Source organism: Arthrobacter sp. Y3223065 (genome assembly GCF_059090885.1).
Genome location: NZ_JBNHGC010000002.1, coordinates 96,571 through 109,884, shown reverse-complemented (window position 1 = coordinate 109,884; position 13,314 = coordinate 96,571). Strand labels below are relative to the sequence as shown.

The following is a 13,314-nucleotide window of genomic DNA, read 5'->3' as shown; positions in this document are numbered from 1 at the left end:
GAAGACGGTGAAGTCAGGTGCGATAAACCGCGTACTTCCCGGGGGAAGCACGGCCTATCCGCGACCCTCAATTCTAGGTAAACACGGACGCCACGCCACGTCGCCATCCTCTGCCTGGGCAAGGGGGTGCCAAAGTTGCGTGACTTAACGCCTCTCCATCTTAGGGGCAGCGGCGGTTTGGATCAAACCAACTGCCAGCCAACGACGGCGGCGGCGAGCCGCGGTGCCGGGCGCGCGGCTCAGCTGTTCAGCCGCGGTTCGCGCAGCACCCAGCTGCTGGGCTCCAACTGCTGCACGATCTTCTTGCCGATGCGCTCCAGATCCCGGACATCCTTGCGGTCCAGTCCGTCGAAAACCGCCTGGCGCACGGTTTCGACATGTCCCGGCGCGAGGGCCACGATCGCAGCCATCCCCGCATCCGTGAGCAACGCCATGGTCACCCGGGCGTCCTCGGCGCACTGCGTCCGGGAGACCCAGCCGCGGCCCTGGAGCTTCTTGACCACGTGCGAGAGCCGGGACAGCGAGGAATAGGTGCGGGAGGCCAGCTCGCTCATGGGCAGCGACCGGTCCGGCGCCTCGGACAACATGGCCAGCACGTTGTAGTCGAAGAGCGTCAGCTTTCCTTCCCGGTACAGCGGGGCGTCAAGGTTGCCCGGCAACAGGGTGGACACCGCCAGCAAGGCCAGCCAGGCCTGGCGTTCTTCGGGGTCGAGCCAGCGTGCAGAAGTCATACCCCTATTCTGCCATAAAACTTGAGGCTTCAAGTGTTCTTGGCGGCAGGGGCGCCGGGACAAGGACCGGCCACCGGTCGCCCCCGCGACGGGCCCGCGCCGATCCGCTTCTGTGCGGCCCTTACCCCGCTCGGCCGGTGGCGTGGAGCCCCGTTAACTGCGGGTACTTCGCGGTGAGCGAGTCCCCCGAAGACGTGCCGCGCAGCCGGCGCCCCATCCACGGGCCCAGGTACTCCCGGGCCCACCGGACATTGGCGGCCATCGCGCGGCGGCGGGTCAGTGCCGCCAGGTCAGGCAGCGCCGGCAAGTCGATGATGTCCTCGGCTTGCAGCACTTCCAAAACCTTCTTGGCCATCAAGGTGTGTCCGGCGGTGGACATGTGCAGGCGGTCGTCGTCCCAGTAGCGCCAGTCACGGAACTCGCGCATCCGCCAGTAGTCAACGATTTTGGCTCCGTGCAGGTCGGCGATCTCCCGCACCCATTCGTTGTAGATGGCGGTGCGGCCGCGGGTCTTGCCGAAGACCGCCGAGGCCACCGTGTCAAAGCCGGTAAACAGCACGACGTCGGCCCCGGTGGCGGCCAGCTTGGCCACCCCGGCTTCGTACCCGGCCATCAGGGCGTCGATGTCTACCCGCGGGCGCAGGATATCGTTGCCGCCGGCATAGAGGGTCACCACGGTCGGCCGGAGCGCTACGGCGGCGTCGACCTGGTCGTTGAGAACCTGGGAGATCTTCTTGCCCCGGATGGCCAGGTTCGCGTAGCCCCAGCCGGTATCGGCGAGCATCAGCTGCTCGGCAACCCGGTCGGCCCAACCGCGCACGCCATTGGGCAGGTTGGGGTCCTTGTCCCCTACCCCTTCGGTGAACGAATCCCCCAAGGCCACAAAACGCTTCGCAAAAGTCACCGGACCAGATTAACAAAGAACCGTTCCGGCAGCGGCCCGCGCGTCGGCGGCCGTGGGCTGGCGGTCGGCAGCAGGGGCGCGGACCACGGCCGCCGCTTAGCCGCTGCGCGGTGCGTACATGATGACAGCGACCCCGGCGAGCGCGAGCCCGGCGCCGATGTAATCCCAGCGGTCCGGCTGGAATCCGTCCAGCAGCATCCCCCAGGCCAGTGACCCGGCGATGAACACTCCGCCGTACGCGGCCAGCACCCGGCCGAAGTTCGCATCCGGCTGCTGGGCGGCGATGAAACCGTACAGGCCCAGGGCCATCACGCCCAGGCCGGCGAACCACCAGTCCCGGCCTTCGCGGACTGCCTGCCAGACCAGCCAAGCGCCGCCGATCTCCGCGATGGCGGCGAGGACAAAAAGGATGGCGGATTTGGCGATCGTCATCCAGCCAGTATCCCAAGCCGACGGCCCAGCGCGGCCGCCTCAGCGGCCCGTCAGCTCCCGGACGGCTTCTTCGAAGACCTCGTGGTGCCGTTCGACGTCGGCGCTGGTGGTTTGCGGGCACATCAGGGCCATGTTGTGGAACGGAGTGAGCAGGATGCCGCGATTGGCCAGGTACAAATGCAGGAAGTCTTCCAACCCGCCGTCGTGGCTGGCCGCCGACTCCGTGCCGTTCCGGGGGGCCGGGTTGGCGAAACGGTATTCGGCACGCGCACCCAACCGGGACACCGACCACGGCAGCGAATACGTATCGATCACCCGCTGCACGCCGTCGGCGAACTCCGTGGCACGCGCGGTCATGGTGGCGAAGGCCTCATCCGTCAGCACATGTTCGAGCGTGGCCCGCATGGCGGCGACGGACAGCGGGTTTCCGGCCAGGGTGCCGCCCACACCGCCCATGTCCACCAGATCCAGGTCGGTCCGGCCCAGTGCCCGCTCGGCCAGTTCGGCGCTGAGCCCGTAGGCACCGCAGGGGATGCCGCCGCCGATCGATTTGCCGATCACCACCACGTCCGGCTCGAGCCCCCACGCCGCGGTCGCCCCGCCCGGGCCGGCGGAGAAGGTGTGCGTTTCGTCGATGATCAGCAGCGTGCCGTGCCGGCGGGTCAGTTCCCGCACGCCGTCCAGGTAGCCCGGTTCGGGCAGCACGATGCCGATGTTGGTCAGCGCCGGTTCCATCAGCACCGCCGCCACGTCTCCGTGGGCCAACTGGCGCTCCAGAGCCTCAAGATCGTTGAACTCCGCCACCCTGCTGGTCTCCGTGACGTCCACCGGCGCCCCGACGTTGCCCGGGCGGTTCATCCCCTCGCCGTCGGGTCCGGCCAGGATCAGCGATTCGTCGACCGACCCGTGGTAGCAGTACGGATTGAACAAGATCTTGCTCCGGCCGGTCAGGGCGCGGACCAGCCGGATGGCCCACCTGTTGGCATCGGTGGCGGTGAGCGAGAAGCTCCAGCGCTCCACCCCGAACCGGCGGGCGAGCTCAGCCCCCACCCACTCCGCGTCCGCGGTGGGCAGCATGGTGGCCAGTCCGCCGTCGTCGGCGGCACGCCGGATCATCGCCTCGACGGTGGGCTCCGGGGAGTGCCCGGCCATGGCGCCGGTGTCGCCCAGCGCGAAGTCCACGTATTCGAGACCGTCCACGTCCCACACCCGGCAGCCGCGGGCCCGCGCCAGATAGAGGGGGAAGCCGCCCGGCTTCTTGTTCATCCACGTCATCGGCACTTTCCCGAAAAGGTGGGAGGCGCCGTCGTACAGTGCCTTGGACTGGGGATGCTTCGCCTCAAAGTCCTGCAGTTCGCGGGCGAAGAGCACTGCCAGCCGGTTCCGGTCGATCATGAAGTACTCCTGGTCAGCAAGCCGGGCGGCGGTCAGCGTGCCGCCAACATCTTGGCGCGGCGGTGGGCGAGGAGCTGCCCGCCGATGACGATCAGCAGCGCAATGATGAACATCGCCGAGCCGATCACATTGGCCTGGGCGGGAATGCCGCGGGTGGCGGCCACGTAGATGAACTTCGGGAAGGTATCCACGTTGCCGGAGTTGAAGTTGGTAATGATGAAGTCGTCGAAGCTGATCGCGAAGCTCAGCAGGGCTGCAGCCACGATCCCCGGCAGCAGCAGCGGGAAGGTGACCCGCCAGAAAGCCTGCATCGGGGAGGCATAGAGGTCCGCCGCTGCCTCCTCCAGCTTCGGGTCGAGGCTGGACACCCGGGCCTTAACCGTGACCACGACGAACGAGATGCAGAAAACGGTGTGGGCGATGATGATGGTGCCCTTGCCCAGTTCCGCGCCCACGTTCAGAAACTGCGCCAGCAGCGAGGCGCCGAGGACCACTTCCGGAGTGGCCAGCGGGAGGAAAATCAGCATGTTGGCGGTGGAATTGAAGCGGAACCGGTAGCGGACCAGCCCGATGGCAATGGCCGTGCCCAGCAGGACGGCGATCAACGTGGCGACCGCGCCGATCTGGAGGCTGTTGCCCAGCGCCTGGCAGACTGCCGGGGCGCCGCACGGGTTGGCCCAGTTGTCCCAGGTAAAGGCGCGCCAGGTGAGGTTGGTGCGCCCGGCGTCGTTAAAGGAGAACACGAAGACGTAGGCGATCGGGACCAGCAGGAAGACGAATGCCAGTCCGCCGAACACAGGGACCAGCCAGCGGCCGAAGGAGTTTTTCACGTCAGAGCCCCCTACAGGAGTTCTTTGGTGCCGAAACGGCGGACGTAGATGAAGACCAGGGCGAGGATGGCGAGCATCAGCACAAAGGACAGTGCCGAAGCGCCCGGATAGTCGACGACGCGGAAGAACCGGGAGTCGACGACCTGGCCGATCATGGTGGTGTTCTGGTTGTTGCCCAGCAGCGAGGCATTGATGTAGTCGCCGGCAGCCGGAATGAACGTGAGCAACGTTCCGGCCATCACCCCGGGCATCGACAGCGGCAGCGTGACCGTCCTGAACGTGGTGAAGCCGTTCGCGTAGAGGTCATTGCCGGCCTCGATCAGCCGGGTGTCCAGCCGTTCCAGGTTCGCGTAGATGGGCAGCGTCATGAAGGGCAGGAAGTTGTAGGTCAGGCCGCAGACCACGGCGAAGGCGGTGGCCGTGAGCCGCCCGTCCTCCGGGAGCAAGGCAAACGTCCTGAGCACGGCGACTACCGGGCCCTCGTCGGCAAGGATCTGTTTCCAGGCCTGGGTGCGCAGGATGAAGCTGGTGAAGAACGGCGCGATGATCAGCACCAGCAGGATGCCCCGCAGCAGGCCGCGACCGCGCAGCCTGACCGCAATGAGATAGGCCATCGGATAGCCGATCAGCAGTGCAGCGGCAGTGGCGACCAGTGCGAAGCCGAAGGAACGCAGCAGCTCCGGCCAGTAACTGCCCAGCGTCCGCACGTAGTTGTTGAATTCCAGCGCCGGGACGAATTGGCCGATGTCGGCCCCCGGCGGCTTCGTGTAGAGCGAGGTCGCCAGCAGCGAGAACACCGGGAGCACGAAGAACAGCAGCAGGAAGAAGAAACCCGGCAGGATCAGCCAGTAGCCCATCCGCCCCCGGCGGCGTTCCTCCTTGAGCTCGTCGCTGCCGCGTCCCTTATCCGGAGCGGGTGGCTTGTCCGCGGTGGCCAGGGAACTCATCAGTCACCGTCCTCGGGCGCCCCGTATTGCGGTTCCTCGTCGCCGTCCAGGCCGAAGGCGTGTTCCGTGTCCCAGCTGAGCACCACGGCGTCGCCCGGCTGCGCCAGCTGCTGGCCGTGGTTTTGGCTGAAGACGCCTACCGTGCCGACCCCGGCGACCTCAACCAGGTACTCGGTGCTGACCCCGGTGAACGAGGTGTCCAGCACCGTGCCGCGCAGGATGTTGGCTGCCTCGGCCGGCGCATCGTTCGGCCACATCATCTTCAGCTTCTCCGGGCGGATGCCGATCAGCGCCTTGCCCCGGTGCACCGTCGCGCGCTCCTTGAGCACGGCCAGCCGGTTGCCATTGGCATTGACGACGACGGCGTCGCCCCGGTCCTCGATAATCTCACCGGCGACCAGGTTGGATTTGCCCAGGAAGTTGGCCACGAAGACGGTGCGCGGCAACTCATACAGTTCCCGGGGCGCACCCATCTGCTCCACCCTGCCGGCGTTCATGACGGCCACGGTGTCCGCCATGGTCATGGCTTCCTCCTGGTCGTGGGTGACGTGGACAAAGGTCAGTCCCACCTCGGTCTGGATTTTCTTCAGTTCCACCTGCATCTGCCGACGCAGCTTCATGTCCAGTGCGCCCAGCGGTTCATCCAGCAGCAGGACCGCCGGCTGGTTGACGATCGCCCGCGCCAGCGCCACCCGCTGCTGCTGCCCGCCGGAGAGCTGGGCCGGCCGGCGTGTGGCCAGGTGCGCCAGCTCCACCAGCTCCAGCGCCTTCTTCGCCTGCTCCTGGGCGTCGCGGACCTTGCGCCGGCGCAGCCCGAACGCCACATTGTCCAGCACGCTCATGTGCGGAAACAGGGCATAGTTCTGGAACACCGTGTTAACCGGCCGCTGATGCGGGCTGGTGTTGCTGATGGCCTTGCCGCCAATGCTGATGCTCCCCGACGTCGGCTGTTCCAGCCCGGCTACCATCCGCAGGGTGGTGGTTTTGCCGCAGCCGGAGGGGCCGAGCAGGGCGAAGAACTGGCCCGCCGGAATGGTCAGGTCCAGGGCATCGACGGCCACGAAGTCGCCGAACCGCTTGGTCACGGACGCCAGTACCAGATCCGCGCCGCTGTCTGCGCCGATGGCGTTGGCGTGCTCTGTCCTCAGTGGTGCCTGGGTCATCAGTTGCCGATCGCCTGCTGGAAACGGTTGCCGAAATCGGTTTCCTCATCGGCCTCCAGGCTGCGGAAGACCTTGACCTTGGCCAGGTCTTCGTCCGTCGGGAAGATCAGCGGATTGTCGACCAGTTCCGGATCGATCTTCTCCATGGCTTCCTTGGCCCCCTGCACCGGGCAGATGTAGTTCACGTAGGCCGCGACGGTCGCCGCGTTTTCCGGATCGTAGTAGAAGTCCATCAGCGCCTCCGCGTTCTTCTTGTGCGGCGAGCCGATCGGCACCAGCAGGTTGTCCGACCACAGGGTTCCGCCGGCTTCCGGGAGCGCGAATTGCCACTTGTCGCCCTCTTCGAAATTCAGCTGCGTGATGTCGCCCGACCAGCAGATCACTGCCAGCGCGTCGCCGGAGATCAGGTCTTCCTTGTAGGAGTTGCCCTTGACCTGGCGGATCTGGCCGTCGGCGATCCGCTTTTGCAGGACCTCCAGCGCAGCGTCGTATTCGCTCGTGCCCCAGTCGCCGGAAATGTCCACGCCGTTCTCCAGCATGAGCAAGCCCATGGTGTCGCGCATCTCGTCGAGCACTTCCACGCGTCCCTTGAGCTCGGGCTTCCACAAGTCGGATACCGTCCGCAGCCCGCCCGGGACCGCTTCCTTGTTCCAGGCAATGCCCGCGTATCCGGACTGCCAGGTCAGGGAGTTCTTCCGGTCCGGATCGAAGTCCACGTTCTTCAGGGTTTCCAACAGGTTGGCCGCGTTGGGTATGTTCGCGTGGTCGAGTTCCTGCGTGTAGCCGAGCCGGATCAGGCGTGCCGCCATCCAGTCGGTGAGCGTGATGATGTCCTGTCCGATGTCCTGCCCGGCGGCGAGTTGGCCCTGGATTTTCCCGAAGTACGTGTCGTTTCCGTCGATGTCCTCGGAATAGTTGGCCTGGATCCCGGTTTGCTTCGTGAAGGCCTCCAGCGACGGGTAGGTCTGGGTGGAGTCGTCATAGTCCAGGTACAGGGTCCAGTTGGCCCAGTTCACTTCCTTTTCCTGGTCAGACAGGTCTTCCGCCGGGGACAGCGCGCCTGCCGAGCCGGTGTTCGACGAGCCGCCCGTGCCGCCCGTGCCACACGCAGCGAGCAGGCCGGCCAAAGTCAGTCCGCCGGCGCCCATGAGGACGTTGCGGCGGGACATTTGCGCAGCGACCAGGCGTCGCAGGCGTGGGTCTTCAGGTAGTCGTTTCGGCATCTGGTGCTCCTGTTGACGGATCGGACCTCGCTGGTGCGTCGATAATTGCAGACGGCGGAGACCCCGACAATAGTTTCAGTTGTAAATTTTTGGTTACACGACGAAATCCGAAGCAAGCCCGCTTCCTGAACGCCGATTGCCCCCTCGCAAACGGGCACACCCGCGAAGTATGCACCCGGCGGACGAAACGGCCGCGCCAAAAAGCTGCTGTGAGCTGCTTCACAACAGATAGTAGCCTCAAGGTCTTCGTATATCGATAGCCGCTGCGGCTAATCTTTTCGAAATCAGCACTTGCGCTCTTCCCCGACAACGGATTCAATAGTCAGCAATCCTGCCGGTGGCGGGTATTCGCTTAGGAGGTGGATACGCTTGACCTTGCTGCCCAGCGCCGGCCACGGCCCCATCGGCAACGGGCACAGCCCTGCGGTTGACCAGGTCTCCAAGGCCATCATCGAGCAACTGCAGGAAGACGGCCGGCGCTCCTACGCCGCGATCGGCAAGGCTGTCGGGCTCTCCGAAGCAGCCGTCAGGCAGCGCGTGCAGAAGCTGATCGACTCCGGCATCGTACAGATCGTCGCGGTGACCGATCCATTGCAGCTGGGCTTTGCGCGGCAGGCCATGCTGGGCATCAAGACCGCTGCCGACCTGCTGGAAGTGTCGGACAAGATCGCCGAACTGGACCAGGTGGACTACTGCCTGGTCACCGCGGGCTCGTTCGACATTCTGGCCGAAGTCATTTGCGAAAACGACCAGGATTTGTTGCGGCTGGTGAACCAGATCCGCGGCATTCCCGGTGTCCTGAGCACCGAAACATTCATGTACCTCTCTCTGCGCAAGCAGGAATACAACTGGGGAACCCGATGACACAGACATCCGCATCGCCAAGCACCAGCATCCCGGGCCAAGGCACGCCCGCCGGCACGACGACCGTCGCCCCGATGCGCCGGACCTACACCACTCCGATGGGAACGGACCGCCAGCAGGCGGCCCGCGACCACCTCTGGATGCACATGGCCCGCCACTCACCGCTGGTTGCCGGCGGCAACGTACCGGTGATTACCCGCGGCGAAGGCCATCTCATCTACGACGACCAGGGCCGCGAATACATCGACGGTCTCGCGGGGCTCTTCGTGGTCCAGGTGGGCCACGGCCGCGAGGAACTCGCGCAGGCCGCCGCACGGCAGGCCAGGGAACTGGCCTTCATGCCGCTGTGGTCCTATGCCCACCCGGCGGCCATCGAGCTGGCCGAACGCCTGGCCCACCATGCCCCGGGCGATCTGAACCGGGTCTTCTTCACCACCGGCGGTGGCGAAGCCGTGGAATCTGCGTGGAAGCTGGCCAAGCAGTACTTCAAGCTGCAGGGCAAGCCCAACAAGACCAAGGTGATTTCCCGCGCCGTCGCCTATCACGGCACCCCGCAGGGAGCGCTGTCGATCACCGGCATCCCGGACATGAAGGCACCCTTCGAACCGCTGGTGCCGGGCGCTTTCCGCGTTCCCAACACCAACCAGTACCGCGCCCCGGCGGGCTTGGAAGACCCGAAGGCCTTCGGCCGCTGGGCGGCGGACCGGATCGGCGAAGCCATCGAGTTCGAGGGCCCGGACACCGTTGCCGCCGTGTTCCTGGAACCGGTGCAGAACTCCGGCGGCTGTTTCCCGCCGCCGCCCGGGTACTTCGAGCGGGTGCGCGAAATCTGCGACGAGTACGACGTTCTGCTGGTCTCCGACGAAGTCATCTGCGCGTTCGGCCGGATCGGTTCGATGTTCGCCTCCACCGACTTCGACTACGTGCCGGACATGATCACCTGCGCCAAGGGCATGACCAGCGGCTACTCACCGATCGGCGCGATGATCGCTTCCGACCGCCTGTTCGAACCGTTCAAGCACGGCGACACGACGTTCTACCACGGCTACACCTTCGGCGGGCACCCGGTCTCGGCCGCCGTTGCCATGGCCAACCTGGACATCTTCGAACGCGAGGGCCTGAACAACCACGTGAAGGAGAACGCCCCGGCCTTCCGCAAGACGCTGGAAAAGCTGCTGGACCTGCCGATCGTCGGCGATGTCCGCGGCGAGGGCTATTTCTACGGGATCGAACTGGTCAAGGACAAGGCCACCAAGGAGACGTTCAACGACGAGGAGTCGGAGCACCTGCTGCGCGGCTACCTGTCCAACGCGCTGTTCGACGCCGGCTTGTACTGCCGCGCCGACGACCGGGGCGATCCCGTGGTCCAACTGGCTCCGCCGCTGACCATCGGCCGGCGCGAATTCGACCAGATCGAGCAGATCCTGCGCTCCGTCCTCATGGAGGGGATGAACCACCTCTGACCGGCAGGACCCCCGGTGGAGGGAGCTTATCCCCGGGACGGCAAGGCGGCGGGTGGCCGGGCAGGGCACCCGCCGCCTTCATCCGGCTTCGCCGCGGACCTGCCGCAGCCACGCGCGCCGTTCGGCCAGTGGCGACCAACGGGCACGTTCACCGACTCTCATGTCCCCGGCAGCCAAGTGCGCCGCGATGGAGGACGGGCCGGTACGGAACCCCTACAGTTCGGCCTTACCGGCACGCCAATAGCCCATGAACGCCACCTGTTTGCGGTCCACTCCCACGTCCCGCACCAGGTAGCGGCGCAGCCCGCGGATGACCGCCGCCTCCCCGGCAATCCACGCATAGAAGGGCCGGGTGGAACCTGCGGTGGTTTCCCACAGGATCACCTGGTCGATATCCACGTCTTCGGGGTCCTCCCCCGTGGCCGGGGCCAGGCCTGCTCCGGGCACAACGACGGCGGCGCGCACCGCCTCGTCCAGCAACTCGCCGTGGGGGCGGCCGGCCCGCGCCAGCCAGGAGATCTGCACGTCCGCCGCAGTCCGGATGTCCTGGAAATCCGCCGGGTCGGGAACCTCGAGCACGGCGTGGCCCGTCATGTGCTCCGGGAGGCTTTCCAGAATGGCCGCGATGGCGGGAACGGCGGTTTCGTCGCCGGCGAGCAGCACGTGCGAAGCCAGCCCGGGACGCCACTCAATGCCGCCGTAGCTCTTGGCCGTCGCGCAATTGGCCGCGGCGGCGTTCGGCCCAATGATGGTGACCTCGTCGCCCGGGGCGGCAGCGGCCGCCCAGCACGACGCCGGGCCGCCCTTTCCCTCGGCGTCGAAATGCAGCACAAAGTCCACGTCCAGTTCCGCGCCCCGGCCGCCTTCCGCCGGCCGGAATCCGCGGACGGTATAGGTGCGCATGGAGCCGCGTCGGGCCGGGTCCATGGCCAGCCATTGCTGGTACCAGCCGCCGCCCAGTTCCACCGCGGTGCCGGTGGTGACCGCCGTGGCTCCCTGGGTGGCCGTGGATCCGGGGTTGGCCGCGGGCACGGGGCCGCCGAATGCCGGCAGCGGCAGCGTATGTCCGTCGGGGCCGGTGGACGGGATCATCACCTTGATCCGCAGATCCAGCGTGGGCCCGTCCACGCCGAAACGGCGGAGTGACTCCCCGGAAAACGTGACCCGCCGGTAGCTCGGCGAGAGGTCCTCTACCCGGGCGACGGCGACGCCGAAGGCCAGCACGGGCACTACGGCGGATGTCTCAGTTGCTACGGCGGTCATCGTGCTCCGTTCTCCATGTTGTTCCATCGGCTGCGCCGGCGGGTCCCTTCAGCGCAGCAGGGGCCTGTGCGGGCAGTCGGTGACGCCGTCCGGCGCCGCTCACGCCGCGGGTTCTTTGTGCTCGAGGTCCGCCGTGGAGAGGACCGGCGCGGCGGCTGGTTCTCCAGCCGGGGCGGAGGCCTCGCAGTGGTGGCGGCCCACCGGAACCACCATCGGCGTTCCGGACACCGGGTCCGGGATCACCCGTGATTCCAGTCCGAACACCGTCTGCACCAGCTCCTCGGTGACCACGTCGGCCGGTGCGCCCTCGGCCACCACCTGGCCCCCCTTCATCGCCACGAGTTGGTCGGCGTAACGGGCGGCCAGGTTCAGGTCGTGCAGCACGATGGCCACCGAGGTGCCACGGCGCCGATTCAAGTCAGTGATCAGGTCCAGCACCTCCACCTGGTGCGACACGTCCAGGAAAGTGGTCGGCTCATCCAGCAGCAGCACATCGGTCTCCTGCGCGAGCGCCATCGCAATCCACACCCGCTGGCGCTGGCCACCGGAGAGTTCGTCCACGTTCCGGTCGCCCAGCTCCAAGGTGTCGGTGGCCGTCAGAGCCGCGTCCACGGCGTCGTCGTCCTCGCGGGTCCACTGCCGGAACCAGCCCTGGTGCGGGTACCGGCCGCGGCCCACCAGTTCCGCCACCGTGATGCCGTCCGGGGCCGCCGGGCTTTGCGGGAGCAGGCCCAGCACCTTCGCGACCTCGCGGGTGGACTGCCAGTGGATGTCCTTGCCGTCCAGCAGCACGGACCCGGCAACCGGCTTGAGCAGCCGAGCCAGTCCACGCAGCAGCGTCGACTTGCCGCAGGCGTTCGCCCCGACAATGATCGTCACCTTGCCCTCAGGCAGCCGGACGGTGAGATCCTGCACCACGGTGCGCTGGTCGTATGCCAGCGTGAGGTCGCGGGATTCGAGCGTTCGCACTTAGCCTCCTTGGCCTCGGCGGTTGGTATTGACCAGCAGCCAGAGCAGGAACGGCGCGCCCAGCGCACCCGTCACTACCCCGACCGGCAGCGAGGCGCCGTCGGTCAGATACATCGGAATGAGGTTCGCCGCGGCGAAGTCGGCGGCCAGCACGATCAGGGCGCCCACCAGCGCGGCCGCCGGCAGCGATGCCGCACCGCCCAGCAACCGGCGGGCGATCGGCCCGGACAGGAACGCGATGAACGCCACCGGGCCTGCGGCCGCGGTGGCGGCGGCCGCCAACAACACGCCCACAGCCATCAGGCCCAAGCGGGCCGGCCCCACCCGGACCCCCAGCGCCGTAGCGGCGTCGTCGCCCATCTCCAGGCCGCGCAGGCTGCGCGCCAACAGCGCCACGGCGACGAACAGCGCGGCCAGGCCGGCCACCAGCACCCCCGCCCGGTCCCAATTGCTGGAGTTCAGCGACCCGTTCAGCCAGACCAGCGCGTCCTGGGCGGTGCGGATGTCCGTGCGGGTCAGCAGGTAGCTGACCAAGGCCTGCATCACGGCCGCGAAGCCGATGCCCACCAGGATCAGCCGCGAGCCGGCCGCCCCGGACACCGTGGTGGAGCGGTACGAAATCGCGTAGATTCCCCCCGCCACCACCAGCGCACCGGCCATGGCTGCGGCCGAGACCGCCGCCCCGGCCGCGCCGAACACGACGATCGCGGTCACGGCGGAGGCGCTCGCCCCGTAGCTGATGCCGATGATGTCCGGGCTGGCCAGCGGGTTCCGCAGCATGGTCTGGAAGATGCTGCCGGCCAGGCCGAACGCGAGCCCGACCAGCACGCCGATCACGGCCCGCGGCAGCTTGTGCTCCATCACGATGAAGCTGGCCCCGGGGATCTGTTCCCCTCCCAGCAGCCGGAGGAAGTCCGGAATGGTCACGGTATAGCTGCCCAGCAGGACGTCGACAAAAAACAGTACGACGACGATGCCCGCCAGAATGCCGACGGTTACCGCGCGCCGCCGGCTGCGTCGTCCGGCCCTGCCCGAAGCGGCGGCTCGCTTGTCGCTGCCTTCGCGAGGGCGGGGTATGTCTTCGAGGGCACCCTCTATAGACCCTGCCCTCGACGACAAACCCTGCCCTG

13 protein-coding genes are annotated in these 13,314 nt (G+C 67.1%); 2 read left to right on the top strand and 11 right to left on the bottom strand.

The window, feature by feature from the left end; genetic code table 11:
- Window positions 1-239 precede the first annotated feature (239 nt).
- From AC5RUK_RS05380 to AC5RUK_RS05345, 8 genes are all read right to left on the bottom strand, one after another.
- Window positions 240-731: a MarR family winged helix-turn-helix transcriptional regulator gene (locus tag AC5RUK_RS05380; RefSeq protein WP_493989612.1), complete on the bottom strand. Its 492-nt coding sequence runs from the start codon at window positions 729-731 to the stop codon at window positions 240-242.
- 121 nt (window positions 732-852) lie between these two features.
- Complete coding sequence (locus AC5RUK_RS05375; protein WP_493989613.1) at window positions 853-1,635, bottom strand: SGNH/GDSL hydrolase family protein; 783 nt, start codon at window positions 1,633-1,635, stop codon at window positions 853-855.
- A 96-nt stretch (window positions 1,636-1,731) separates the two neighbouring features.
- A complete protein-coding gene (locus AC5RUK_RS05370) occupies window positions 1,732-2,067 on the bottom strand; it encodes a YnfA family protein (protein WP_493989614.1) in 336 nt (111 codons plus the stop codon).
- A 39-nt stretch (window positions 2,068-2,106) separates the two neighbouring features.
- Window positions 2,107-3,462, bottom strand: coding sequence for a transaminase (locus AC5RUK_RS05365; protein ID WP_494151596.1), 1,356 nt, complete (start codon window positions 3,460-3,462; stop codon window positions 2,107-2,109).
- Between the two features lie 32 nt (window positions 3,463-3,494).
- Window positions 3,495-4,292 carry an ABC transporter permease gene (locus AC5RUK_RS05360; protein WP_494151595.1) on the bottom strand — a complete coding sequence of 266 codons (798 nt, stop codon included), beginning with the start codon at window positions 4,290-4,292 and terminating at the stop codon, window positions 3,495-3,497.
- A gap of 11 nt (window positions 4,293-4,303) precedes the next feature.
- The gene (locus tag AC5RUK_RS05355) at window positions 4,304-5,239 is read right to left on the bottom strand and encodes an ABC transporter permease (protein WP_494151594.1); all 936 of its coding nucleotides are present in this window, start codon (window positions 5,237-5,239) and stop codon (window positions 4,304-4,306) included.
- The gene (locus AC5RUK_RS05350) at window positions 5,239-6,402 is read right to left on the bottom strand and encodes an ABC transporter ATP-binding protein (RefSeq protein ID WP_494151593.1); all 1,164 of its coding nucleotides are present in this window, start codon (window positions 6,400-6,402) and stop codon (window positions 5,239-5,241) included. Before AC5RUK_RS05350 ends, AC5RUK_RS05355 begins: the two co-directional genes overlap by 1 nt.
- Complete coding sequence (locus tag AC5RUK_RS05345) at window positions 6,402-7,625, bottom strand: ABC transporter substrate-binding protein (protein WP_494151592.1); 1,224 nt, start codon at window positions 7,623-7,625, stop codon at window positions 6,402-6,404. Before AC5RUK_RS05345 ends, AC5RUK_RS05350 begins: the two co-directional genes overlap by 1 nt.
- A gap of 369 nt (window positions 7,626-7,994) precedes the next feature.
- Here AC5RUK_RS05345 and AC5RUK_RS05340 point away from each other — a divergent pair, with 369 nt between their 5' ends.
- Window positions 7,995-8,489, top strand: a complete 495-nt coding sequence (locus AC5RUK_RS05340; RefSeq protein WP_493989620.1) for an Lrp/AsnC family transcriptional regulator — start codon at window positions 7,995-7,997, stop codon at window positions 8,487-8,489.
- Between the two features lie 74 nt (window positions 8,490-8,563).
- Window positions 8,564-9,952 (top strand): aspartate aminotransferase family protein, encoded by a 1,389-nt coding sequence (locus tag AC5RUK_RS05335; RefSeq protein ID WP_494151910.1) that lies wholly within the window; start codon window positions 8,564-8,566, stop codon window positions 9,950-9,952.
- Window positions 9,953-10,165: 213 nt separating this feature from the next.
- Here AC5RUK_RS05335 and AC5RUK_RS05330 read toward each other — a convergent pair whose 3' ends face one another.
- The 3 genes from AC5RUK_RS05330 to AC5RUK_RS05320 all read right to left on the bottom strand — a co-directional run bounded on the left by AC5RUK_RS05330 (window position 10,166) and on the right by AC5RUK_RS05320 (window position 13,171).
- The gene (locus AC5RUK_RS05330) at window positions 10,166-11,215 is read right to left on the bottom strand and encodes a siderophore-interacting protein (RefSeq protein ID WP_494151591.1); all 1,050 of its coding nucleotides are present in this window, start codon (window positions 11,213-11,215) and stop codon (window positions 10,166-10,168) included.
- A gap of 99 nt (window positions 11,216-11,314) precedes the next feature.
- Window positions 11,315-12,184, bottom strand: a complete 870-nt coding sequence (locus AC5RUK_RS05325) for an ABC transporter ATP-binding protein (RefSeq protein WP_494151590.1) — start codon at window positions 12,182-12,184, stop codon at window positions 11,315-11,317.
- On the bottom strand, window positions 12,185-13,171 hold the full coding sequence (locus AC5RUK_RS05320) for a FecCD family ABC transporter permease (RefSeq protein ID WP_494151909.1): 987 nt from the start codon (window positions 13,169-13,171) through the stop codon (window positions 12,185-12,187).
- Between the last annotated feature and the right edge of the window lie 143 nt (window positions 13,172-13,314).